Source organism: Mucilaginibacter gotjawali (assembly GCF_002355435.1).
In the GTDB taxonomy this organism is placed as follows: domain Bacteria; phylum Bacteroidota; class Bacteroidia; order Sphingobacteriales; family Sphingobacteriaceae; genus Mucilaginibacter; species Mucilaginibacter gotjawali.
This window is the reverse complement of the sequence record NZ_AP017313.1, coordinates 4,117,547-4,140,882: the sequence shown is the minus strand read 5'-3', so window position 1 is coordinate 4,140,882 and position 23,336 is coordinate 4,117,547. Positions and strand designations below refer to the sequence as shown.

The following is a 23,336-nucleotide window of genomic DNA, read 5'->3' as shown; positions in this document are numbered from 1 at the left end:
GCTTTAATGGTATCGGCTATGGGTTGCGCTTTGGCAAATTTGCTGAAAAAAATCAATGAAGCCCTGCCTGCCGGTTGGTACATCGGGATTGTGCTGCATGTACGTGTCAAGCATGTACTTTTGGGCTAGTTCCAAATGGCCCCCTCTTATAACTAATATACAATACTTAATTAGGTATATTATGAAGATTTTTTGGCTAATGGTTAAAAAATGAAAAATAGTTAAATGATATACCCTAAAAATATTTTAATTTTTATTAAAACAAACTTTTATATTTAATTTAGGTTAATAATAAGTTGTTAAGTCCTTTTTGTTTGTATTACAGTAAGTTAATGGCTTATAAAATAGTTTTAATTTAACAATAATATAGCCGCCGCTATTGGCAATGGGCTTAAATATTAACGTAAAAATTAAGCCGAACTCAATGTCAGAGCATGTTCAGATCCCCAACAATATAAATGAACTGGTCGCCTCGCATCAGGAGCTCACTTTGTTTTTTAACGCGATGGATGAGGTTTTTTTCTCCGTTGATATGATCAACTTTAAGGTTATCCAAATTTCCAGCGGCTGCGAAAAACTTTACGGGCATAAAGCATCCGAATTTCTGAAAAATAACAGGCTGTGGTTTGAGCTGATCCACCCGGATGACAAACATTTGTTGGATGGTGAAGAGGAAGTGTTACAACGTGGCGAAAAGGTTAGCAAGCAATATCGCATCATCCGTAAAGATAAATCGGTACGCTGGGTAGAAAATAAAGTGTTACCCTGCCTTGATGAAACAGGCAGGCTGATCAGGGTCGACGGCATAACACGCGATATCACCGAAAGCAAAGAAGCAGAAGAAAAACACATGCAAAGTGATGCATGGTACCGCCAGATTGTTGAATCGGCCCAGGAAGGGATATGGACGATTGACGAAAATGAAAAGACCAATTTTGTAAACAAAAAAATGGCCGATATTTTAGGCTATAGCGCCGATGAAATGATGGGTAAAGAACTCTATGATTTTATGGATGAGGAGGGCAAAGCCTATGCCATTGCCTGTATGGAAAGGCGGAGGCGGGGATCAAAGGAAAACCTGGATATCCGGTACAAAACCAAGGCAGGGGAAGATGTATGGGCCAATATCTCTGCAAACCCGATAATTGACGAAACCGGCAAATATAAAGGAGCGTTGGCCATGGTGACCGATATAACACAACGCAAACTGGATGAAGAAGCAATAAAAAAATCGGAAGCCAACCTGCGAACCATTTTTGACAATACAGACTCGTCATACATCTTGTTTGATGCTGATATGAAGATATTGTCGTTTAATGCTTTGGCAGATAGATATTCCATCCAGCAAAACGGTAAACAGCTTGAAGTAGGTACGCATGCACGTGACTATTTTACCGCAGAACGATGGTCACTGATCAAAGAAATGCTGGATAGAGTGGCTAAAGGTGAAACAGTTAGCTATGAAGTAAGCTACCAGCGCGGCGACCGGACGACGCAATGGAATAACGTACGGTGGTTGGCCGTAAAGGACAAAAACAACCAAAATTGGGGCTTTATATTAGCCAATAAAGATATTACAGAAACTAAAACCGCTGCCCTTGAACGCGAAAGAATAACAGCTGATCTGATACAGCATATAAAGGATCTTGAACAATTTACCTATATCATTTCGCATAACCTGCGCGCACCTGTGGCAAATATTATTGGTTTGTCCGAAATGTTAATGGAAGAAGACCTTGACCAGGCCGAAAAACAGGAAGTGGTGGAAAGAATCTCTCTCTCGATCAAAAACATGGACACCGTGATCCAGGACCTGAATCAGATTTTACAGGCACGGGAGCTGACGAATGAAAAAAAGGAAAAAATTTATTTTTTGGATCTTGTCAATGCTATTAAAACAAGTATAAATAACACGGTAGTTGGCAAAAAAATTCAGTTCAACTGTCAATTTGATGTCGATTCTATTTTTAGTATCAGGAGCTATCTTTATAGTATTCTTTATAACCTTTCCTCAAATAGTATTAAATACTGTAAAGCCGGCGTTTCGCCGGTAATTACCATTGAAAGCCATCAACTTAAAAACAAGATAGAATTGCGTTTTAAAGACAATGGTAAAGGGATAGATCTTCTTAAAAATGCATCGGAGTTATTTGGCTTGTATAAGCGCTTTGATACCACAACCGAAGGCAAAGGGATGGGCCTGTTTATGGTGAAAACCCAGGTTGAAGCTATCGGCGGAACAATTAAAGTAAAAAGTAAACTCGGCGAGGGTACCGAGTTTGTCATGCTTTTTGCGGTATAGCCTGTTAAAATTAAAGCTTTGCCAACTTTTAAAATAGGCAAAGCTTTAAGAAGGATATCAGAGCGTTTCTTCAAATTTATCTGCGGCAACCCTGATCCTGTCATCGGGTTCGCCTTCTACCTCAAACAACAGGCTAACTTTTCCATCCTTGCCCGTAATAGTGATCGTAACATTTTTATCTTCTCCATTTTGCGTAGTGATAACGGCCTTAACAACGGTTTTTCCTTCTTTATACGCTACAGGCCAGTTACAGGTGTCGGCTTTGATGGTTCCGCTCATTTTGTGGTCGTCGTTTACCGAAATATTGATGTCTGTTTTACCAATTACCACTACAGCTTTTTCGTCATCGGTGCGGGTAATATTGCCGCTGCTGTCCATGTGTTCGGTTTTTGATGTTGTAATGGTAAATTTTTTGCCGCATTGGGCAAAACTGCCGGTAGCACCTGCTAACAGCAGTGAAAGGATAAGGGCTATTGTTTTCATTGTTTGAATTTGTTAACTGATTTTTTTGATATTGGTTGTTGTAAAGCCTATTTCCCTGCTAATAATTGTTTTAGCCCTTCGCACATCTTTTTTATGCGAAAACAGGATGCCGGTGAATTTTGTGTTTTATCCAGCCGTATTTTTACCCTTCCGGGCGATTCTTTTATATAAAACCGGGTATTATCCGGTAATGTAGTGGTAGCATCAACGTAATCATTTTCCGAGTTACCCATCTGGTTAGGTTTAATGCACTCATTGATATAAGCCTGAACCTGGCGCGTATTTAATCTATCATAACGGGCCGAAAATTCATAGGTGTCTGTCTCCTCGCTCACGGTGATGGAGATATTATGGTTGAAATCCTCAAACCTCGACCAAACCAGGAAGATGCTCAATGAAAGGATGCTGAATACAGCAAAAAATACACCTGTTTTCATGTCTTTTTTTATGTTTTATTACAAAAGGCTTTTAAAACCTTTAAGTTGTTAATTGTTATGTAAAGATATATGTTTAGGATAGTAATATGCAATACATAGAACTATAAAAATTAATTTAATTAAGTTAAGATATTGATATTCAGTAAAATAAAATTTATGAAGATTTATCTTTTACCTAAGATCTATTGCTAAATGTATTCATCTGATAAAAAAATGTTGTGATAATTAAATTATTTACCAAAAACAGTGGTTTTAGGATAACTAAAGCTGCAATTCATCCGTACAACGGCATTATTTGTTGATTTGACATTTTTATCGCAGGGTACCTACCGGTAAATGTAATAAGGCTAAACTCCAAACATTTAAATGATTATTGAAGACTTACGTTTACAGGAAGGCCAGGGCATTATTGACTTTACCCCGGAAATAAATAAAGAATTACAGCCTATTGTTGAGCAGGCGTTTGCCATAACCGGTATGCCCTATGCTTTTATTGCATTCTCAGGCGGGGATGTTGTTTATTTACGAATAAAATATGGGCCTATTGAAAAATCGATTTCAGGACATTTGAGCTTTTGTGTTCATATCACTTTGCATAATGGTGCGCTTACTATAAATGATACCCTGCTTGACGAACGTTTTGCCGGTAGTACGATGGTATGCGGGGATCCCGGCATACGATTTTTTGCAGGCGTACCATTGATTACCCCAAAAGGTGAAGGCATTGGTGCGCTTTGTGTTATGGGGCTTAAACCGGGATTTTTGAACTCACATCAGCAAATGGCACTCGAGTTACTTGGAAACCAGGTAGTAAAAGTACTTGAGTTTAAGGTTATCACAAAAATGCTTGAAAAAAAGCAAAATGAATTAATGGAGCAAAAGAAAATTAATGACGAGGCTAATATCAGGCTTCGTTCTTTTTTTGAAAGCTCAACCAATTTCCAGGTACTTTTGGGCAAACATGGCGAAATAATCGACTTTAACAGAACTGCGTACAATTTTATAAGAATGGTGCATAAGGTGAAGCCATTGCGCGGAGATCAGCTCGTTAAATATTTGGAACCTGCATTTGTTTCCACGTTTATCAGGCTGTACAACCAGGCTTTAGATGGCCAGCGGGCTTTTGTTGAAGGATCAACCGACTATGAAGAGTTGGGTTTAATATGGTGGGAAGCTACTTTTGAAACCGCGAGGAATCACCAGGATGATATTATTGGAGTATCTTACCTTATCCGGAATGTAACCGAACGAAAAATTAAAGAACAAAAGATTATCGCTCAAAATGCGTCGCTGTTGAAAATTGCGCACATACAAGCCCACGAGTTCCGGGCGCCCCTTACTTCAATCATGGGGTTGATGGGGCTGATAAAAGAACACGATTATAAGGCGCCAAAAGAATACCTTCAACTGCTTGAACAAGCCGTTCAATCTTTGGACATCACCATAAGGCATATCGTTGGCAATATAGATGATGCGGTAAATCTGCAGTAGTTAAGCAGTAGTTAAGCTATTTTTACAGCCCGTTATATTAACCAAAGCAGGTAACCTGCCGCGGCGCCGCCAATAATTATAAAGGCGCTGTTTAACTTTTTATTGAACAGGCTAACTGCAATCCCCGCAACCAGGATCAAAACGGTTTTCCAATTATTTACGGACTCTTTGCCCATCTCAACGCAAACCGCCAGGATCAAAGCGATAGCGGATGCATTTACTGCATCCAAAAACGCCGACATAGCTTTTGATTTTCGGAGCCATGAAACCAACGGGTTTAACAATCCAACAAACAAAAATGAGGGCAGGAATATGCCGATGGTAGCCTTTGCAGCGCCTGCTAAGCCACCCATTTGCCAGCCAATAAACGTAGCCGACGAAAACACCGGTCCGGGAGTAAACTGCCCGACGGCTATGGCATCAATCAGCGTTTGCCGCGAGAGCATTCCTGTTTTTACTAACTCCGAATCGAGGAAAGCAAACAGGACATAGCCGCTGCCGTATAAAATTGCCCCTACTTTAAGAAAGATCCAGAAAATCTTCCAATCTGAACCGTCTCCGGAAACAACTAATGCTGGCAGCATCGCAAAAGGGCTAATAGAATTTAAAGCGCTAAATTTATTTCTGACATTGTAAATCAGTATGCCAGTAAACCCCGCTCCAAAAAGGATAAGCACCTCATTAATACCCGCAATGGCTAAAATGGCACACGAAAGGCCAATGAACCCTAGTTCTATATTCTTAAATGTCTTTTTTCCGAGCGTGATCATCAGCGAAAGTATAACGCCGATGATGGCTGGTTTTATGCCATATATAAACGGCTGAACCTGCGGCAAACGCCCATATTGCTGGTAGGCCCAGGCGAATGCTGCTGTTATAATCACCGCCGGTAAAATAAAACAGGCGCCTGCTACCAGCAACCCCTTCCAGCCGCCCCTTTCTTTACCACAATGCAAAGCCATTTCGGTTGAGTTTGGGCCGGGGATAAGGTTGGTGGCCCCAATCAGGTCAATGAAATGCTCATGGGTAAACCACTGCCGTTTCCTCACGACCTCTTCTTCCATCATGGCAATATGTACCGCCGGACCGCCAAAACCTATAACGCCTAATTTTAGAAATACGCGGGCGATCTCTTTCAGCCTGTTATCTTGCATGGGGTATTTTGATTAAAGGCTAAAATGCCGCACCGAATTTAGCCTTTTAGTGTTAAAACAGGATTAATAAATTGCAATGGTAATTTGATGGCAAATACTTATTCAACTCTTTTTATGCGCTGTTTTTTGCTGATACCTGCTCGTTGGATGTTGTATGGAGACTGAAATTAATGTTGATAAAAGCCTATACAGATACTGCTGTTCAATTTTACACGCGCGGGAGTTTTACCATTTCCTAATCTGCATCCTTTTTCCCAATTTTACGGGCAACATAAATCAACTAAATGAATTATTGGCTCATCAAATCAGAACCCGAAAATACAGCTGGGAAAAATTTAATAAGGATGGACGCACCTTTTGGGACGGCGTACGTAATTACACTGCACGTAACAACATGCGCGCCATGAAGGAAGGCGACCTGGCTTTTTTTTACCACAGTAACGAAGGCAAAGAAATTGTTGGTATTGCAAAGGTTGTAAAAGAGGCCTACCAGGACCCTACCACCGACGACACCAATTGGGTAGTGGTTGAATTTTCACCGGTTGAATCACTTAAAAAACCGGTTACCCTTGCGCAGATAAAAGCTGAACCCATGTTAAGCGAGATCCAGCTGGTGCGGCAGGGCCGATTATCTGTAAGTGCAGTAAAGCCTGAAGAGTTTGATAAGATATTGGAAATGAGCCGCTGAATTTAAATTAAGTCTTATCCTTAACAAAAAGCAATTCGCTCCATTTGAAAAAAAATATTTTCCTGTTCACGTCTTTCTGCATCTCATTTTTCCCCCTGGCGTCCAATGCGCAATCGCCTTTCAGTGCTTTCGCCAATATGTTTACCATGCCAAAAAGCTACGTCGTTGCCTACGCCAAAGCCCCGCCGGTAATTGACGGTGATCTTAACGATACCGCCTGGCAACAGGCCAAATGGACCGATGATTTCCGCGATATTGAGGGTGATTTAAAACCTGATCCGCGGCTGCAAACCAATGTAAAAATGCTTTGGGATGACAGCTGCCTGTATATTGCTGCGCAGATACACGATCCGAATGTGTGGGCGTACGTCAAACAGCATGATGAGATCGTTTTCCATGACAATGATTTCGAGGTTTTTATCAATCCCAATAACACTACCCACCAATATTTTGAACTGGAATACAATGCGCTAAATACGGTGTTCGACCTTTTTTTAAACAAGCCTTACCGAAATGGCGGGACGCCTATGTTTAGCTGGGATGCGGAGGGGATGCACTCGGCTGTTAAGGTACAGGGAACGGTTAACGACCCCTCGGCTGCCGACAAAGGCTGGACCATTGAAATTGCTATTCCATTTAAAGCCATTAGCCTTGCCAACAATGTACAGGTGCCATCAGAGGGTACCTTGTGGCGTATTAACTTTTCGCGGGTGGAGTGGGACACCAGGCCCGAAAATGGCAGCTATGTAAAATTGAAAAACAATGGCGGCCATAACCTGCCGGAACACAACTGGGTTTGGTCGCCGCAGGGCGTAGTGGATATGCATTGCCCGGAACGCTGGGGATACTTGTCGTTCACAAAAAGTAACATAAATAATACAGGCTTTAGTTTGCCATATTTTGAACAGCAAAAGCGATATTTATGGCTTATTTACTACCATGAGCAGCTTTGGTACCAGCAGCATCAAGGTTATACGGCTTCGTTAAAAGCGTTTGGCCTGGGTAAGCAGGTAGTGATAAATAAAAACAGGAATGCCCTTAGCGTAGAAGCTACCCCGCACCAGTTTATGGCTTTTATCAGGGATGAAAAGGATCATATTACCTGGGCAATTAACCAGGAAGGGCTTGTTCACAGCTATAAATAGCTTTCGGGGGGATAAACGTAATTTTTGGAAGCGGTATGACTGAACGTGTGCGGCGCAGTCATTTAATTTTTACAGGTATATGAATAAACGTGAATTTTTAAAAACAGGTCTATTGGTTACTGCGGCGTCAGCTATCGGTTTAAAAAGCGAAGCGGCGGCAACTAATGTAAATTCCAAAAAGAAGAAACACAAAAACTGGGTCTGGATAGGCCCTGATCCAAAAGATACTGAGGATCAATTAAAAATACGTTATACTGGTTTTAAAGCAGGTGGAATAACCGGTGTGTTTTTTGAAGCCGACAGCGAAAAACATTTTCGTGCCGCCAAATCAGCGGGTTTGGAAGCGCACCGCTGGATCTGGACCTTTAACCGTGCCGAATTACTGGGCGTTCATGACGATTGGTACAGCAGAAACCGCAACGGCGATTCATGTGCAGACAAGCCTCCCTATGTAAATTATTACCGCTGGCTTTGCCCCTCGAGGCCGGAAGTGCAGCAATACCTGGAGCAACAGGTAAATGATATTTTGGATAAGGATTACGTTGACGGCATCCACCTGGATTATGTGCGCTATTGCGATGTGGTTTTACCTGTAAATCTTTGGGGCAATTACCATATTGAACAAACAAAGGAACTGCCCGATTATGATTATTGCTACTGCGATGTTTGCCGCTCGAAATTTAAGGAACAATATGGTACAGACCTTTCTGAGATTCAATATCCTGAAGCAAGCCTGTCATGGCGCCTGTTCAGGTATAACAATATTGCCAGGGTAGTGAATAGCTTATCAGCTATTGCCCGTCAGCATAAAAAATTAATTACCGCGGCTGTTTTCCCGACACCCGAAGTTGCCCGCCGTAACGTAAGGCAGGACTGGACCAACTTTAAACTGGACGGCGTTTGCCCGATGATCTACCATGGGTTTTACAAAGAAAAGGTGGCCTGGATAGGGGATGCGGTTGCCGAAGGCATCCATTTTTTATCAGGCTCATTCCCGCTTTATGCAGGGCTTTATCTTTCGGACTTTAAAAACGATGACGAAATAAGGCAGGGGATACAAATTGCGTTAAAAAACGGCGCTTCCGGCGTGTCTTTTTTTGGCAATGTTACCCCGTCTGTTTTGGATATTTTAAAGCAGGAAACGTTGGGATAGAGCCAGGGATGATAAGAGATTTCCGAAGTTTTCGAAACTTCGGAAGCCTGGTTTGAGCCCTAAAACTTCCCGTAAAAGTTCGAAATATCGAAGTAAACGTCCACCTTGTTATTATCCGCCGTAGTGATATGGAGGATATCGAAAGGTTTATTTTTATTATAGACTAAGGCCTGGCTATTGGTGTGTGAACCGGGGTATTTATTCCTGATCCAGGCATATTCAGCATCAATGCCGGGTGTTTCATGTGTTTCCTGTATAACAATAGCTTTTTCGAAGGATGATCCGTCATTTTCAGTGCGGGAAACGGAGGCAGCGCCGCTTTGTACCGTTTTTTTAGTTGTTGAACATGAAATGCCCAATGCGCAAATCATCAACAGCAATAAGGTTATCTTTCTCATAAAATAAATTCAGGTGCATAAAGGTACTGAATCTTTAAGAAAAAAATCGGTTTTGATGTATGCCGTTAATGTTTAAATAAGAGCACGTTTATTATTACTCTTCGCCAAAAAAAAGCGCTTTTAGCTCGGTGGCATCGTTGGGTTTCATCTTACCGGCTAAAATTAACCGTAATTGCCTTCTGCGCAGGGCGCCTTCGTATAATACCATGTCCTCAATCGTGTCGGGGATTACTTCCGGTACCTGAGTAGTCCGGCCGTTCTGGTCAAGGGCCACAAAGGTGTAAAAAGCCTCGTTGCTTTTTATCCGCGTGCCCGAAGGGATATTTTCGGCCCAAACATCCAGCCTTACCTCGAGGGAAGTGTTAAAAGCCCTTGAAACCTGTGCCTCGATAGTGATTACATCCCCCAATTTAATGGGTTGTTTAAAGGATACGTTGTCAACCGATGCCGTAACTACTATCCGGTTACAATGTTTTTGTGCTGATATGGCTGCAGCAATATCCATCCAGTGCAGTAAACGCCCCCCCATTAAGTTATGCAGTGTATTGGTATCATTGGGTAATACCAGTTCATTCATGATGGTATGTGATTCTTTGGGCGTTTTTCCTTTCATAGATATGTTGTTTGTGCAAAGATACTTAATGAGGCGAAAGGTAAAAGGCTAAAGGTAAAAGGTTTTTGAACTGTTCAATGAAATTTGATCGCTAATTTGAAAATTATAGTATAATTTACCTTTCGCCTTTCACCTTTTACCTTTCACCTTTTTCTATTAGCTTTATCCCAGTTTATAAAATTATACACTCTTTATATGAAGATTCAATTTGTGCGGGTTAGTTTAACAGGCTTGCTTTCATTATGTGTTATTTTACCCATGGGGCTTAAGGCGCAAACCAAACAAGCCTACACCAGTTTAGAGGATGCTATACGGTCTGCAGGCAGTTTGGCTGGCAATGCTGGCCCGCAAAGCGTTAACTGGACAAACGGCGGGAATAAATATTCTTTCATCGATAACGACGAGATCCGCTCCATGGACCCGCAAACCTTAAAGGATGAACTGATCTTCAGTAATAAAGGATTTACTTTTCCTGGAAGCACTAAGCCATTCAACTACGAGTCGTTCCAGTGGTCGCATGACTCGAAACACCTGGTTTTTAAAGCCAATTTCAGGCCGATCTACCGGCGCTCGGGTGTAGCGGATTATTATATCTACGATTTGGAAAGTAAACAGCTCAAACGGGCGGCAAAGGATGCCCGTACTGCCGAGTTATCTCCTGATGGTAAAAAAGTAGGCATGGAACGCGACGGCAACATGTTTGTTTATGATTTTGCTGCCGCGAAAGAAAAGCAATTAACTGCCGATAAAACCAGCGAAAACGGCACCTTTAACGGTCATTATGATTGGGTGTACGAAGAAGAATTTGGTCAGGCACAAGCCTGGAACTGGTCGCCGGATAGCAGGTATATGGCTTTCTGGCAGTTTAATGAACGGCCGGTTCCCGATTTCCAGATGACTAACTTTGAAGGTAATCATCCCGAACAGGTGCATATCTCGATCCCGCAGGTGGGCGATCCAAACCCATCCGTAAAAATTGGCGTTATTGATGTGGCTACCGGCAAAAAAGTTTGGATGACGCCTGATGAAACCGGCGATTTTTATATCCCCCGCATTTACTGGACCAGCAACCCCGATGTTTTGGCATTGATGACCCTTAACCGTGCCCAAAACCATATGAAGCTGTACTTTTTTAATGTAAAAACAGGAGAGCATCATGTGGTATTGGAAGAAAAGAACAGCACCTGGGTAGCTATTTTTAATTTTTATACCAATGTGAACGATATGGTTTATTTCCCCGAGAAATCAAAAGAGTTTTTCTGGGTATCCGACCGTTCAGGTTATTACCATATTTACCGTTATGGCTATGATGGCAAACTGATCAACCAGGTTACAAAAGGTAACTGGGATATGATAAAGGTTACCGGGATAGACGCGGAAGCGAAAAAGATCTACTACTTGTCGGCAGAAAGCGGCGGCCTTTACCAGGAACCCTACAGCATTAATTTTGATGGGAGCGGGGAGACGAGGCTATTTACTATAAGCGGTTTTCACGACGTAAACATGTCGCCAAATACCAAATACTTTTTGGATACCTATAGCAACCACACCACGCCAACACAGGTTACTTTGAATGATAATAAAGGCAAAGTGCTGAAAACGCTGGTGGATAATCACGAAGTGAGCGATTATTTAAAAGCGCATGAATATGCGCCCGAAACGCAATTTAAGTTTACCGCAAGCGATGGCGCTGCATTGGATGGTTTTTACATTAAACCCGCAAACTTCGACCCAAACAAAAATACCCTTTGGTATTACTGGTTTACGGCGGGCCCGAATCGCACGAGATCTTCGACCAGTTTGGTACCGATACCTGGGCGCAATGGCTGGCCCAGAATGGTTATATGGTTGCCAATGTAAATAACCGGGGCTCGGCTAATTATGGCAGCGGTTTTATGAAATCGGTTTACAAGCAATTGGGCAAACTGGAAAGCAGCGATTTTGTTGACCTGGCACGCTACCTGGCAAAAAACATGTCGGTTGATAGCACCAAAATGGCCATTATGGGAACCAGCTATGGCGGTTACAGCACTACCTACACACTGTTAACCCATCCAGGCGTGTTTAAGGTGGGTATAGCGAACAGCCCGGTTACCGACTGGCGTTTATATGATGATGTTTATACCGAGCGTTATATGGCCCCGCTGAATGAAAACAAAGCAGGTTACATCAAAAGTGCGGATATGACCTATGCTGCTAACCTGAAAGATCATTTATTACTCATTCATTCCATGAGCGATGATAACGTTCACCCGGCTAATACGATGCAATTGTTAACCGCATTAACCAATGCAGGTAAGGATGTGGACTTGAGGATCTATCCTCCCGGTGCCCATGGTGCGGCATACAACTGGCAAAGCTACCTGCTGATTGAAAATGTAAGTTTTCAATACCTGGAGCGCTATTTAAAAAGTAATTACGATCTGCCGAATCTGAATGAAGCAAAATAAGCTGCGGCTGATGAGGCAAATCTGATCGAATGCCCGTCAGGGGATACCCTTTGCGAATGGGTAACCCCTGAAGGGGTAATATTTTCTTGTATTTGTTTTCTACAAACAGGTAGTCCGCCAATTGGCGGAGCATGAATAGCCTGTGAATTTTTATTCAGCATAACACAAGGTCACCTTAAACTTTTAATATTTAAAAGCTGTTATCCTGCGACTCTGATAGCGTAGGCGGTTTACAAAGTTTATTCTTTTTTAGGTTTGCCTTCTCCGCCTAACTTTAAGGTGTAGGCAGATTCTGCCGCATCATACGATTGCTTTAAAATATCGGTGTCCGTTGTATTTTCATCCACCGGGGTTTCATCCAGCCCGTTGGAATGGATATCCTGCTGGCTTTGCTGGTCGGCGGTATCTGAACTGTCTGAATCGTCGGGTAATAATTCGTCTTCCGGGTTTATCATGGTTTTAGTATTTAGTGATATAAAGATAACGATATTTCCAGATGGATGTTTCGGGAATATTTTTAAAACTCTTTCTTTCGGACTTTCCTGACTTTTCCGACTTTCGGACTTCCTCAAAACAACCCTTCATCCGCAAAGCTAAAATACCCCTGGTCGGAGATAATGAGGTGGTCGAGTATTTTTATATCGAGGATATTGCCTGCGCTTACCAGTTGTTTGGTTAATACAATATCATTCTGGCTCGGTTTTAAACTGCCCGAAGGATGGTTATGGATCAGGATGATATTGCTTGCCTGGTGCTGCAATGCTACGCCGAAGATTACTTTCGGGTCGATAACAGTATTGGATAAACCGCCTTTGCTGATCAGTTCTTTTGCCAAAACCTTTTGCGACCGACCTGTTAATATGATCCAGAACTCTTCGTGGTTCAGGTCAACCAGGTGGCGGCGCATCAGGTTGTAGGCATCTTTGCTGCTGCTGATAATGTCGGGCGCTTTGGTTTCAAAATCGTTCCTGCGGCGGCCTATCTCCAGTGCGGCGATGATGGAGATAGCTTTGGCTTCGCCGATGCCTTTAAAGTTGGATAGCTCGTTAATGGAGGCTTTGCCCAGTTTGTTGAGGTCGTTATCATAATGATGCAGGATGCGTTTGCTTAACTCAACCGCTGTTTCATCCCTGCTGCCCGAGCCGATAAGGATGGCGATCAATTCTGCATCCGTTAAAGCGCGCCTGCCCTGGCCCGCCAGTTTTTCGCGGGGGCGATCTTCTTCCGCCCATGATTTGATACCTATCTTGTTTTCGTAACCTGCCATTAGAATAAACTTTTTTAGAGACGCAATATTTTGCGTCTCTGAAAGATGCATTTTGGATGTTTCCTAATAGATCACAATTTATAAAAAGTTTATTCTTTTATAGCCCGGAGACGCAAAATATTGCGTCTGCATTATGAGAGGCACCCCAGAGACGCAAAATATTGCGTCTCTACAATAAATCGATGTTTGGTTTACTGGCTCACCACCAAAACCCTGAAGGTACCTGGTATCGCAGCTGGCCTGAAAGATTTTGGATCCTTCGGTTTAAAATCTGCCGTAGGTAAATAAATTTTGTGGGTGATTTGGTCGACTGCGTTTGTGCGTGCGCCTTTTTCGGTTTTTAACACCTGGGCTACGGTAAACTTATCCGGGGTAATTTCTTTGATGACGGTTAAGGTGCCTTCGCCGTTGGATGAATAAACTGTTTTTAGCTTTACATCAAAACCAACGGCATCGCATTCATCGTCGATAGGGAGGGTAGTAACTATTTTTCCATTGGTGGCATCCATCACCACTAATAAATTACCATCGCAACCTGCAAACAGGCGCATGGTCTTGCGGTCCATTGCCAAACCTGACGGGCCTTTGCCTGGTGCTAAAGCCCATGTATGAATAATTTTATAGGTTTTAGCGTCAATTACATCAATCTCGCTTTTTTCGGCATTGTTTACATAGATCCTGCCTTTGCCATCGCTGGTAGCTGTTTCGGGCCAACCGGTAAGCTGGATAGTGGCTACGGCTTTGTCTGTTGAAGGGTCAATCACCGTCATGTTTTTGCTTTTGCCATTGCAGCTGATCACTTTTTTGGAGAAAGTATCGTAAAATATACCATCGGCAAATTCGCCGGCAGGCACATGGCCCAATATTTTATTAGTTTTCAGGTCGAAAACTGCTACGCTGTTGGCGCCACCGTTGGTGATATAGCCTTTGCCCATTGCATGCACCAATGCAATGCCATGTACATCTTTATCCGTTTTGATAACGCCGATGGAGTCGCCGGTAGTTTTGTTTAAAACGTTTACCTGGTTGCCATGCGAAACGTAGAGGTTGTTTGATAGCGAATCAACCGTTATATAATCGTAACCACCGCTGCTTTTAATATGGTAGGTTTTGGCAACTCGATAGGTTTGAGCAGTAACAGCGGATATAGCAAATGCGGAAACTACCACAAGGGAGAGGATAAGTTTTTTCATTTTAAGTAAGGATAAATTGGTGATTTATACTCACAATAATACGAAGGAATCCCGGCAATATAAAAAGCAATCGACGAAGGGGAAGGGTTTATAGATGATGGTTATTTGTCTGAACTAAGATTTATAAGATTAAAGGATTTTAGGATTGAAAAAAATCAAAATCCTTTAATCCTCTAATCCTACGAATCCTGGTTCACACATCTTATGCCAGCAAATTCCTCCAGCTCACCTTATCGCCAATGATCTTTTGCAGTTCAGCTGAATTAACGCGTTCCTGTTGCATGGTGTCGCGGTAGCGGATGGTTACGGTATCGTCTTCTAATGTCTGGTGGTCAACGGTGATACAGAATGGGGTACCTATGGCATCCTGGCGGCGGTAACGTTTGCCGATGGCGTCTTTCTCTTCGTATTGCAGGTTAAAGTCAACCTTAAGCCTGTCCATTATTTCACGGGCCTTTTCGGGCAAACCGTCTTTTTTAATCAATGGGAAAATAGCGGCTTTAACCGGCGCCAGGCAGGGGTGAAGCCTTAATACAGTGCGGCTGTCTTGTTTTTCTTCGGTGCTCAGGTCTTCTTCCTCAAAGGCGTTGATCATCGTCAATAAAAACATCCTGTCCAAACCGATGGAGGTTTCAATTACATAAGGGATATAGTTACCAAAAGGTTTCCCGGTTTCAGGGTCAACTTCCGGATCGAAATATTGCATTTTTTTGGTCGAGAACTTCTGGTGCTGGCTCAGGTCGAAATCGGTACGGCTATGGATGCCTTCTACCTCTTTAAAGCCAAACGGGAATTCAAACTCAATATCATATGCAGCGTCGGCGTAATGCGCCAGCTTGGTATGCTCGTGGTAACGGTATTTTTCGGGTTCGGTACCTAAGGCAAGGTGCCATTTTAACCGGGTTTCTTTCCATTTGTTAAACCATTCCTTTTGCGTGCCGGGGCGTACAAAGTATTGCATTTCCATCTGCTCAAATTCGCGCATGCGGATAATAAACTGGCGGGCGATCACTTCGTTACGGAAGGCCTTGCCAATTTGCGCGATCCCGAAAGGAATTTTCATCCTGCCCGATTTTTGCACGTTCAGGTAATTTACAAAGATGCCCTGGGCCGTTTCGGGGCGGAGATAGATCAGGTCGGCATCATCGGCAACAGCGCCCATCTGCGTGCTGAACATCAGGTTAAACTGACGCACCTCTGTCCAGTTGCGGGTACCGCTAACGGGGTCGGCAATTTCATGTTCTATAATCAATTCCCTTAAGCGCGGCAAATTCTCGGCCTTAAGGGCGTTATCCATTTCAATTTGCAGCTGTTCGGCCTTGTCGGTTTTGCCGTCTTTATCATAACGGGCAATTTTGTCCTCCAGCAATTGATCAGCACGGTAGCGTTTTTGCGAATCCTTGTTATCGATCATCGGGTCGCTGAAACCATCTACGTGTCCGCTGGCTTTCCAGATGGTAGGGTGCATAAATATGGCAGAATCAAGCCCTACGATATTCTCGTGCATCTGCACCATGGCTTTCCACCAGTAGGTTTTAATGTTGTTCTTTAATTCCACACCATTTTGCCCGTAATCATAAACGGCGCTTAGTCCGTCGTAAATTTCACTGGAAGGAAAAACAAAGCCATATTCTTTTGCGTGCGATATAACGTTTTTAAAAAGTTCGTCGGTTGATTTGCTCATAATAGCGCAAAGATAGGATTTTTGGGAAAGTCCGAAAGTCGGAAAAGTCCGAAAGTCCGAAAGTGAAAAAGTTTGAGGCTATTATGGCAGGAATGTGGTGAAATCCAAATGTTATTTAACCAGCTTTTTGCTTCTGATCACATCAAAACCAATGTATCCCGGCGTGGTTTGCAGTTGAACATAATGGTACAAACTTGAGTCGGTCAGCTTATATTCGGGGAAATCAAAACGCTTGTAATGATTTTGATAGCTGATATCAGCGCAAAGTGTCTTGTCGCCGGAACGGCTCTGGGTGTAGCCATATTTAACTACCGGAAAGTTTTGGACCGTAAGCGGTGTACCGTTAGCCGGGTAATAATCAAGTGCTAAAACGGCAAATAAAGTAATACTGCCAAACGCTATTATACTTATAACGAACATGATGATAATTTTTGCCAGACCTTTTAGTTTTTTGCTTGGGTTCGCATTATTTAAATAGGGCGTAAGGATTGCACCGGGCACAATCCATAGCAACAGCGCCAGGTATAGTGGCATAACAACAACATCAAACAACATCATGTTGGCAAACATTAAACCCATGCCAACCCATAACAAAATGAAAATGATTGCTCCAAGTACTTTATTTTGAGGAGGGTTGTAATCTTGCAATGATATCATGCCATAAATCTATTAAATTGATTTTAATTTTTGTTTGGATGGAACTAGCCGTTCCCCTTACAAAGGATTAATCACTTGCATAGCAAACTAGCGTTTTCTTCTGTTTTTTTGAGTAAGCTATTTCTAAGCTGGTTTCATAACCAATGCTATAGATAAACCCTACTGCTGTTGGATCAGCACTTATGTCCTTTTGCGTATTTATATCCACATAATCAGTGTCAGTTAGATCTAACTTTCGATCTAACGCCGGGGTATAAAAGTCATCAGGGTTAAAAAAATGACTAAACCGGCTTTTTATAGTGTCCTCACTTTCTTTAGCTGATAAATCATCGAGATCACCTAACAAATCAACAGCACTATAATTTTCATTGTAAATTTTCTCATTTTTATATGAAATGATCTCGAATTTGAGACTTCCGGTGTTGATCGAAGAACCCCGTATAATCAGTTTAAAAGTGTCAAGTTTTGATTGATCTGAAAAAGCATGCAGGTATGTCCTACTCAGCAAAATTTTGTTCGTGTCAACCGCATCCGGGCGGGTCGGCTGCTTGTGCCTTTTTACCAGCGCTGATTTTTTTGCGTCATAATTGCATGAGGTAATTATTATTGAGAAGATAAGGAACAGGAATGGAATGGATTTCATTGTTCAGTAATATTATACACAAAGAAAGTAAAATAAAACCCGGATAGTGTTGAAATCTTTTAAGTTCCGGTTTGTTAAATGATGTTAAACGAATCCTCACGCGATTAAAGATTGCTATTTTTGATAGAATCTTTTTTTGAATTGGTAAAGCCGGCTAAATATTTATTGGTTTTGTTTTTCCTTTTATCGGGGCTTACTTCTTATGCCCAAAAAGTTACGGGTTTGGTAATTGATAAAGCCACCAGGCAATGCATCAGTGGTGTGGTTATAAAAGCCGCGTTAGTTACCACCCGCAGCAACCAGCTTGGTCAATTTGAGATCACAATTTCTCATCCTGATGACAGCCTGAAAATAATACACCCGGGCTATCAAACGCGTTTTGTTGCTGCAGGCAAGCCAAACGTGCTGCTCACCATCGAGCTTACATCAACAGTAAATAACCTTAACGAGGTGACTATTTATGGTGACAGGAACTTTAAAAAGGATTCCCTCGCCAACCGGGCCGACTTTGCCCGGCAGTTTAATTATAAAGGCCCAAGGGTAATTGATGCGTTTACCAATGGCATGAATTTTTCGCCGGGGGAGTTTTTTTCGGTTAATCTGCTTACTTTAGTTGAGGCCCTCACCAAAAAAAGCACACCTGAATATAAATTCAATAAGCTGCTCATCCGCGATGAACATGAGCAATATGTGGATGAACATTTTAACCGGGGCATCGTATCGGGCATCACCGATCTGAAAGGCGATACCCTTGCAGCCTTTTTACTGCAATATCGCCCAACTTATGATTTTGTAAAAAAATCAACAGACTATGACATGGAGGTGTATATCAGGGGATGCTTTAAAAAGTTTAAGGATGCGGGGTATAAAAATGTTGGTCCTGTTTTACCTGAGGCTGATAAAACAGGAGGGGATGTAAAGTTGAATTGATTGAAAAATCAAGTCAGATTAATTGACAAACCCGCAGCCTTGTTTTTACTTTATTCAGCATGTTGTCCAAAGTCTCACAAGCTATTTGTTTTACTGATTTTTAATAAGCTTATGGATGTCGGTAATGATTTGTTCGGCTAATTGCGCAGCGCGCTCCATTGTTCCTGCTTCCGCATAGATCCGGATCACAGGTTCAGTATTTGATTTGCGCAGGTGCACCCACTGTTTATCGAATTCAATTTTTAAGCCATCAATTGTGCTGTAAGGCTGATGCCGGTATTTCAGCTCCATCTTTTTTAACAAACCATCAATGTCCATACCTTCAGTGAGGATGATCTTGTTTTTCGAGATGTAGTAGGCAGGGTAGGTTGCGCGTAATTCAGACACTGTTTTACCGGTTTTTGCCAGGTGCGTTAAAAATAAAGCGATACCAACCAACGCATCTCTGCCGTAATGCAATTCAGGATAAATGATACCTCCATTACCTTCGCCGCCGATAACCGCGTTGGTCTCCTTCATTTTTGTTACTACGTTAACTTCACCAACTGCCGATGCATAATAGGTGCCTCCGTTCAGTTCAGTAATATCGCGCAAAGCGCGTGTCGAAGACAGGTTGGACACAGTGTTCCCGGGATTGCGCTGCATGATATAGTCGGCAACAGCAACCAGCGTATATTCTTCACCAAACATAGCGCCGTTCTCGTCTGCAAAACAAAGCCGGTCGACATCAGGGTCGACGGCAATGCCGAGGTTTGCCCTGGTTTCAATTACTTTGCCCGATAATGCTACCAGGTTTTCGGGCAAAGGCTCCGGGTCATGCGGGAATTGCCCGTTTGGCACACAAAATAGTTCCTCTATTTGTGTAACTCCCAACGCATTCAATAAAGGCGGTAAGAAGATGCCACCTGTTGAATTCACGCAGTCAATAACCACCCTGAAGTCTGCACTTCTTATCGCCTCAGCATCAACGTAAGGCAGCGCTAAAATTTTGTCGATGTGTTTTTGGAGATAGGAATCGTCGGCAGTTACTTTACCTATTTTATCTACGCTACTAAAGGTAAGCTCGCTATCTTCTGCAATTGCCAAAACGTCCTTACCCTCCTCATCATTAATAAATTCGCCAAGCGCATTTAATAATTTTAATGCGTTCCATTGTTTGGGGTTATGGCTGGCGGTGATAATGATACCGCCACCTGCTTTTTCGCCGGGAACAGCAATTTCAACGGTAGGGGTGGTTGAAAGCCCGATGTCTATAACGTCAATACCAATACTCATCAGGGTGCCAATAACAAGGTTTTTTACCATTTCACCCGAAATGCGGGCATCCCGCCCGATCACGATTTTGGGGATACCTGTGGTCTGTTTCACCCAACGGCCATAAGCTGCCGTGTATTTAACAATATCAAAAGGGGTGAGGCCTTCACCAGGCTTGCCGCCAATAGTTCCCCTGATGCCGGAGATTGATTTAATTAAAGTCATTTTAATTTTTTATCAGAACTTCCATTTTACAAATGCCTCCATGGCTTCGTACTCCGCTAACCCAAGTTCGTTGTATATTTTAGCCGTCTCGCTGGTACGGTCTTCTGCGCGTACCCAAAATTCCCTTGCATCATCGCCGGGGAATACCGGCCTGTCTTTTTGCGACTGGTGCTTGAAAATGGCCAAACGCTTTCGCTCTACTTCGTCCGGCGATAAGGGCACGCACATTTCAATCTCGTAGGTTTCAAACTCAAACCATGCGCCACGGTACAGCCATAGCCAGCAATCGTTAACCCAGGCTTCCGTTTTACTGAGACGTTTTAAGGCTTCTAAAATGATATTGAAACAGGTTTCATGGGTGCCATGCGGATCTGCAAAATCGCCTGCTGCAAAAACCTGGTGCGGTTTCACCTGCTGCAATAAAGCTACCGTTTGTTGAATGTCATCTTCGTAGGATACATTTTTGTTCGTTTTCCGCTTATCGTAAAAAGGCAGGTTTTGAAAATGAATATGGTCATCATCCAAACCTACAAACCGCGCACCGGCAATAGCTTCGCCTTTGCGTATCAACCCTTTTATTGCTTGGAGTTCCGCAGGGTCAGCCTGGTTGGATTGTTTTGTGTTGATGAACCCGCGGGTATCGCCATATAATTTTTCTATAGCATCAGCTTTGATGTTTTGCGATTTTGAAAAATCAAGCGAGAACTCGATATATCGTAATGCGTCGTCGTCCCAAACTGCGGTATTACCCGATGTTTGGTAGGCTACGTGCACATCATGCCCCTGGTCGGCAAGGCGGATAAAGGTGCCACCCATTGAAATTACGTCATCATCCGGATGCGGCGAAAACACAACGATCCGTTTTTGGGCCGGTATTGCCCTTTCAGGTCTTTGGCTGTCATCTGCATTGGGTTTCCCTCCGGGCCAGCCGGTTATAGTATGCTGCAGTTTATTAAATATTTGGATATTGATGTTATAAACAGGCCCTTTTTCGGTCGCCAGCTGGGCCATACCGTGGTTGTTGTAATCGTCATCCGTCAACTTTAAAATCGGCTTGTTTAATGTTTTGGCAAGCCAGATCACCGCTTTTTTAATTAAAAGGTCGGTCCATACACAATCTTTTACCAGCCATGGGGTATTAAAGCGGGTTAATTCGGATGCTGCTTCTTTATCAACTATAAATTCAACATGATCAGATAGTTGCAGGTAGGTAGCTGGCACATCTGCGGATAGATCACCCTCGACGGCTTTTTTTAGTATTGGCGCTTTTTTGGCGCTCCATGCCATCAGGATGATTTCGCGGGCCTTAAATATTGTGCCTATCCCCATGGTAATGGCTTTGGTGGGCACTTTTGATTTTGCACCAAAATCATGCGCTGCATCGCTTCGCGTTAAGTCATCCAGTGATACCAGCCGTGTTCCCGAATTGGGTGCAGAGCCGGGCTCATTGAAGCCGATATGACCAGTACGCCCAATACCTAATATTTGCAGATCCAGACCGCCCAATGCGGTGATCTTTTGTTCATAGGCCAAACAAAAGGCAGCTACTTCCTCTTGTTTTAATGTACCATCAGGGATGTGTACGTTGGTTAAATCAATATCAATATGGTTAAACAAATGCTCCTTCATAAAAGCATCATAGCTTTGTGATGATGAAGGCAACATTGGAAAATATTCATCCAGGTTGAAGGTAATTACATTTTTAAAGCTGAGCCCATCTTCCTTGTGCAGCCGCACCAATTCGGCGTATACACCTATAGGCGTTACACCTGTTGCCAGGCCAAGTACAGCGTTTTCGCCTTTGGCGGCTTTCCGGATGATGATATCGGCAATGCGTTTTGCAACTGTTTTTGATGCAGTAAGTTTATCGGGGTACACCGTAACCGGTAGTTTTTCAAATCTTGTTTCTTCTAAAAGATTTAAGCGTGCCATAGGTAAGTAGGATAGGTAAATGATGATTTTTATAAGGCATCTTGTTTTATTACCGGTGCATTTAGTATAGCCCCGGGTTTTAAATTGTTCCACTCGGTTTGAAGAATATTCTCCAGCTCCGTCTTGTTCAGCTCAAGTATTTTAAACAGTTGTATCTGTGCGTGGGTGCGCTGTAAATTATGGCCGGCAAAGTGCGTTTTATAATAAACGTCGCCCTCCAGGTAATCCGTCAGGAACCTCACTGCCTGCATGTAGGGTAACAATAACACACCCATCATCAGCGATTTTAATTCAGCTTCGGTAAGGAATGACCTTGTTTCACTCAAATAACCTTTGGTAAACTCTGTAAACAGCGGGATATTTAATTGTATAGTATTTAAATCAGCCTCGTCTTCAGCAGCGGTATTGATGATGGTGCGGATGGCATCACCAAAATCAAAAGCTATGTAGCCGGGCATTACCGTATCTAAATCAATTACACACTGAATATTACCCTCCTTATCAAGCAGTATATTGTTAAATTTAGTGTCGTTATGGGTAATGCGCAGGGGTAAAATATTCGCTCGCCCTAATTTCGGGATCTCATTCATGGCCGTAGCCCGGCTGTTCAGAAAATCAACTTCTTCTTTAACCTCCTTTAACCTGCCGGCGGTATCACCTTCTATAGCTTTCCTGAAATCAAACAAGCGTTTTTCAATATTCAGAAAGTCTGGAATAGTATCGATCAGCAATGCCGGGTCCAGATCGGATAAAAGATATTGGAACCTGCCGAAAGCCACGCCGCCCTGGTAGGCTTGTTGTTTGGTAGTAACCAGGTCATAGCTTTTGGTGTCGGCTAAAAAGCAAGTCATCCGCCAGTAATTGTCCTGTTGATCTTTGTAATAATACTTGCCTTTTTTTGTAGGGATAAGTGTTAATACTTCTTTATCAGGATTGCCGCCTGTTTCGCTTATTTTTTGTTTTAAATGGTTTACAACATAGAGCATGTTGTTCATTAAACCGCCGATATTTTTGAATACAAAACTATTTATCTTTTGAAGCAAATAGCCCGGATGTTCACTTCCGGGATTTTTTACCAGGTAAGTATCATTTATGTGTCCTGATCCAAAACCTGATATTTCGAAATCGCCCTCTTCAGTATTAAATTGTGCAATGATGCCTGCAAAATCATAAAGCATTGCGCTGCTATTCATATATGTTTTTTAAACCTGGTTTACGCTTGTTTTTGTTTTATAAA

Annotated in this window: 21 protein-coding genes and 1 pseudogene; 8 read left to right on the top strand and 14 right to left on the bottom strand. The window is 42.6% G+C overall.

The features are described 5' to 3' along the window. Nucleotides 1-424 precede the first annotated feature (424 nt). Entirely contained in the window at nucleotides 425-2,302 is a 1,878-nt protein-coding gene (locus tag MgSA37_RS18310; RefSeq protein WP_172885344.1) for a PAS domain-containing sensor histidine kinase, read from the top strand. 57 nt (nucleotides 2,303-2,359) lie between these two features. Here the strand turns inward: MgSA37_RS18310 and MgSA37_RS18305 are convergent, their stop codons facing one another. Continuing rightward, on the bottom strand, nucleotides 2,360-2,785 hold the full coding sequence (locus tag MgSA37_RS18305; protein ID WP_096353954.1) for a hypothetical protein: 426 nt from the start codon (nucleotides 2,783-2,785) through the stop codon (nucleotides 2,360-2,362). A gap of 47 nt (nucleotides 2,786-2,832) precedes the next feature. Continuing rightward, nucleotides 2,833-3,222, bottom strand: a complete 390-nt coding sequence (locus MgSA37_RS18300) for a hypothetical protein (RefSeq protein WP_096353952.1) — start codon at nucleotides 3,220-3,222, stop codon at nucleotides 2,833-2,835. 366 nt (nucleotides 3,223-3,588) lie between these two features. Here MgSA37_RS18300 and MgSA37_RS18295 point away from each other — a divergent pair, with 366 nt between their 5' ends. Next, nucleotides 3,589-4,713 carry a GAF domain-containing protein gene (locus MgSA37_RS18295; RefSeq protein WP_096353950.1) on the top strand — a complete coding sequence of 375 codons (1,125 nt, stop codon included), beginning with the start codon at nucleotides 3,589-3,591 and terminating at the stop codon, nucleotides 4,711-4,713. 32 nt (nucleotides 4,714-4,745) lie between these two features. Here the strand turns inward: MgSA37_RS18295 and chrA are convergent, their stop codons facing one another. Beyond that, nucleotides 4,746-5,867, bottom strand: coding sequence for a chromate efflux transporter (gene chrA / locus MgSA37_RS18290; protein ID WP_096353949.1), 1,122 nt, complete (start codon nucleotides 5,865-5,867; stop codon nucleotides 4,746-4,748). A gap of 284 nt (nucleotides 5,868-6,151) precedes the next feature. Between chrA and MgSA37_RS18285 the strand changes: the two are divergent. From MgSA37_RS18285 to MgSA37_RS18275, 3 genes and pseudogenes are all read left to right on the top strand, one after another. Further along, nucleotides 6,152-6,555: pseudogene (locus tag MgSA37_RS18285) on the top strand (EVE domain-containing protein). Between the two features lie 44 nt (nucleotides 6,556-6,599). Then, the gene (locus MgSA37_RS18280; RefSeq protein ID WP_221199454.1) at nucleotides 6,600-7,700 is read left to right on the top strand and encodes a carbohydrate-binding family 9-like protein; all 1,101 of its coding nucleotides are present in this window, start codon (nucleotides 6,600-6,602) and stop codon (nucleotides 7,698-7,700) included. A 79-nt stretch (nucleotides 7,701-7,779) separates the two neighbouring features. Beyond that, the gene (locus MgSA37_RS18275) at nucleotides 7,780-8,853 is read left to right on the top strand and encodes a family 10 glycosylhydrolase (RefSeq protein ID WP_096353946.1); all 1,074 of its coding nucleotides are present in this window, start codon (nucleotides 7,780-7,782) and stop codon (nucleotides 8,851-8,853) included. A gap of 59 nt (nucleotides 8,854-8,912) precedes the next feature. On the opposite strand, the gene MgSA37_RS18270 is transcribed toward MgSA37_RS18275, so the two are convergent. Beyond that, a complete protein-coding gene (locus tag MgSA37_RS18270; protein WP_096353944.1) occupies nucleotides 8,913-9,251 on the bottom strand; it encodes a hypothetical protein in 339 nt (112 codons plus the stop codon). 94 nt (nucleotides 9,252-9,345) lie between these two features. Further along, entirely contained in the window at nucleotides 9,346-9,864 is a 519-nt protein-coding gene (locus MgSA37_RS18265; RefSeq protein WP_096353943.1) for an acyl-CoA thioesterase, read from the bottom strand. A 195-nt stretch (nucleotides 9,865-10,059) separates the two neighbouring features. Here MgSA37_RS18265 and MgSA37_RS18260 point away from each other — a divergent pair, with 195 nt between their 5' ends. After that, a complete protein-coding gene (locus MgSA37_RS18260) occupies nucleotides 10,060-11,724 on the top strand; it encodes a beta-propeller domain-containing protein (protein ID WP_197706021.1) in 1,665 nt (554 codons plus the stop codon). Then, nucleotides 11,613-12,314, top strand: a complete 702-nt coding sequence (locus MgSA37_RS28855) for a S9 family peptidase (RefSeq protein WP_197706020.1) — start codon at nucleotides 11,613-11,615, stop codon at nucleotides 12,312-12,314. Before MgSA37_RS18260 ends, MgSA37_RS28855 begins: the two co-directional genes overlap by 112 nt. 239 nt (nucleotides 12,315-12,553) lie before the next feature. Here the strand turns inward: MgSA37_RS28855 and MgSA37_RS18255 are convergent, their stop codons facing one another. The 6 genes from MgSA37_RS18255 to MgSA37_RS18230 all read right to left on the bottom strand — a co-directional run bounded on the left by MgSA37_RS18255 (nucleotide 12,554) and on the right by MgSA37_RS18230 (nucleotide 17,758). Then, nucleotides 12,554-12,769, bottom strand: a complete 216-nt coding sequence (locus MgSA37_RS18255) for a hypothetical protein (protein ID WP_096353941.1) — start codon at nucleotides 12,767-12,769, stop codon at nucleotides 12,554-12,556. Nucleotides 12,770-12,882: 113 nt separating this feature from the next. Then, on the bottom strand, nucleotides 12,883-13,581 hold the full coding sequence (gene radC, locus MgSA37_RS18250; RefSeq protein WP_096353940.1) for a RadC family protein: 699 nt from the start codon (nucleotides 13,579-13,581) through the stop codon (nucleotides 12,883-12,885). A gap of 191 nt (nucleotides 13,582-13,772) precedes the next feature. Continuing rightward, a complete protein-coding gene (locus tag MgSA37_RS18245; RefSeq protein WP_096353938.1) occupies nucleotides 13,773-14,774 on the bottom strand; it encodes a YncE family protein in 1,002 nt (333 codons plus the stop codon). Between the two features lie 202 nt (nucleotides 14,775-14,976). Next, entirely contained in the window at nucleotides 14,977-16,458 is a 1,482-nt protein-coding gene (locus tag MgSA37_RS18240) for a glycine--tRNA ligase (protein WP_096353937.1), read from the bottom strand. A 111-nt stretch (nucleotides 16,459-16,569) separates the two neighbouring features. Next, nucleotides 16,570-17,115, bottom strand: a complete 546-nt coding sequence (locus tag MgSA37_RS18235) for a hypothetical protein (RefSeq protein WP_096353935.1) — start codon at nucleotides 17,113-17,115, stop codon at nucleotides 16,570-16,572. A gap of 67 nt (nucleotides 17,116-17,182) precedes the next feature. Continuing rightward, nucleotides 17,183-17,758 carry a hypothetical protein gene (locus MgSA37_RS18230; RefSeq protein WP_096353934.1) on the bottom strand — a complete coding sequence of 192 codons (576 nt, stop codon included), beginning with the start codon at nucleotides 17,756-17,758 and terminating at the stop codon, nucleotides 17,183-17,185. A gap of 120 nt (nucleotides 17,759-17,878) precedes the next feature. Between MgSA37_RS18230 and MgSA37_RS18225 the strand changes: the two genes are divergently transcribed. Continuing rightward, complete coding sequence (locus tag MgSA37_RS18225) at nucleotides 17,879-18,688, top strand: peptidase associated/transthyretin-like domain-containing protein (protein ID WP_157750626.1); 810 nt, start codon at nucleotides 17,879-17,881, stop codon at nucleotides 18,686-18,688. A gap of 90 nt (nucleotides 18,689-18,778) precedes the next feature. Here the strand turns inward: MgSA37_RS18225 and glmM are convergent, their stop codons facing one another. The 3 genes from glmM to MgSA37_RS18210 are packed head-to-tail and all read right to left on the bottom strand — an operon-like array spanning nucleotide 18,779 to nucleotide 23,292. Continuing rightward, a complete protein-coding gene (gene glmM / locus MgSA37_RS18220; RefSeq protein WP_096353931.1) occupies nucleotides 18,779-20,167 on the bottom strand; it encodes a phosphoglucosamine mutase in 1,389 nt (462 codons plus the stop codon). 12 nt (nucleotides 20,168-20,179) lie between these two features. Further along, complete coding sequence (locus tag MgSA37_RS18215; RefSeq protein ID WP_096353929.1) at nucleotides 20,180-22,099, bottom strand: glucosamine-6-phosphate deaminase; 1,920 nt, start codon at nucleotides 22,097-22,099, stop codon at nucleotides 20,180-20,182. A gap of 29 nt (nucleotides 22,100-22,128) precedes the next feature. Next, nucleotides 22,129-23,292 (bottom strand): phosphotransferase enzyme family protein, encoded by a 1,164-nt coding sequence (locus MgSA37_RS18210; RefSeq protein ID WP_232010677.1) that lies wholly within the window; start codon nucleotides 23,290-23,292, stop codon nucleotides 22,129-22,131. Between the last annotated feature and the right edge of the window lie 44 nt (nucleotides 23,293-23,336).

Excerpts from the sequence above, each read along its gene's own strand:
- MgSA37_RS18310 (WP_172885344.1), top strand. The coding sequence starts at position 425 with ATGTCAGAGCATGTTCAGATCCCCAACAATATAAATGAACTGGTCGCC.
- MgSA37_RS18305 (WP_096353954.1), bottom strand. The coding sequence starts at position 2,785 with ATGAAAACAATAGCCCTTATCCTTTCACTGCTGTTAGCAGGTGCTACC.
- MgSA37_RS18300 (WP_096353952.1), bottom strand. The coding sequence starts at position 3,222 with ATGAAAACAGGTGTATTTTTTGCTGTATTCAGCATCCTTTCATTGAGC.
- MgSA37_RS18295 (WP_096353950.1), top strand. The coding sequence starts at position 3,589 with ATGATTATTGAAGACTTACGTTTACAGGAAGGCCAGGGCATTATTGAC.
- chrA (WP_096353949.1), bottom strand. The coding sequence starts at position 5,867 with ATGCAAGATAACAGGCTGAAAGAGATCGCCCGCGTATTTCTAAAATTA.
- MgSA37_RS18275 (WP_096353946.1), top strand. The coding sequence starts at position 7,780 with ATGAATAAACGTGAATTTTTAAAAACAGGTCTATTGGTTACTGCGGCG.
- MgSA37_RS18270 (WP_096353944.1), bottom strand. The coding sequence starts at position 9,251 with ATGAGAAAGATAACCTTATTGCTGTTGATGATTTGCGCATTGGGCATT.
- MgSA37_RS18265 (WP_096353943.1), bottom strand. The coding sequence starts at position 9,864 with ATGAAAGGAAAAACGCCCAAAGAATCACATACCATCATGAATGAACTG.
- MgSA37_RS18260 (WP_197706021.1), top strand. The coding sequence starts at position 10,060 with ATGAAGATTCAATTTGTGCGGGTTAGTTTAACAGGCTTGCTTTCATTA.
- MgSA37_RS18255 (WP_096353941.1), bottom strand. The coding sequence starts at position 12,769 with ATGATAAACCCGGAAGACGAATTATTACCCGACGATTCAGACAGTTCA.
- radC (WP_096353940.1), bottom strand. The coding sequence starts at position 13,581 with ATGGCAGGTTACGAAAACAAGATAGGTATCAAATCATGGGCGGAAGAA.
- MgSA37_RS18245 (WP_096353938.1), bottom strand. The coding sequence starts at position 14,774 with ATGAAAAAACTTATCCTCTCCCTTGTGGTAGTTTCCGCATTTGCTATA.
- MgSA37_RS18240 (WP_096353937.1), bottom strand. The coding sequence starts at position 16,458 with ATGAGCAAATCAACCGACGAACTTTTTAAAAACGTTATATCGCACGCA.
- MgSA37_RS18235 (WP_096353935.1), bottom strand. The coding sequence starts at position 17,115 with ATGATATCATTGCAAGATTACAACCCTCCTCAAAATAAAGTACTTGGA.
- MgSA37_RS18230 (WP_096353934.1), bottom strand. The coding sequence starts at position 17,758 with ATGAAATCCATTCCATTCCTGTTCCTTATCTTCTCAATAATAATTACC.
- glmM (WP_096353931.1), bottom strand. The coding sequence starts at position 20,167 with ATGACTTTAATTAAATCAATCTCCGGCATCAGGGGAACTATTGGCGGC.
- MgSA37_RS18215 (WP_096353929.1), bottom strand. The coding sequence starts at position 22,099 with ATGGCACGCTTAAATCTTTTAGAAGAAACAAGATTTGAAAAACTACCG.
- MgSA37_RS18210 (WP_232010677.1), bottom strand. The coding sequence starts at position 23,292 with ATGAATAGCAGCGCAATGCTTTATGATTTTGCAGGCATCATTGCACAA.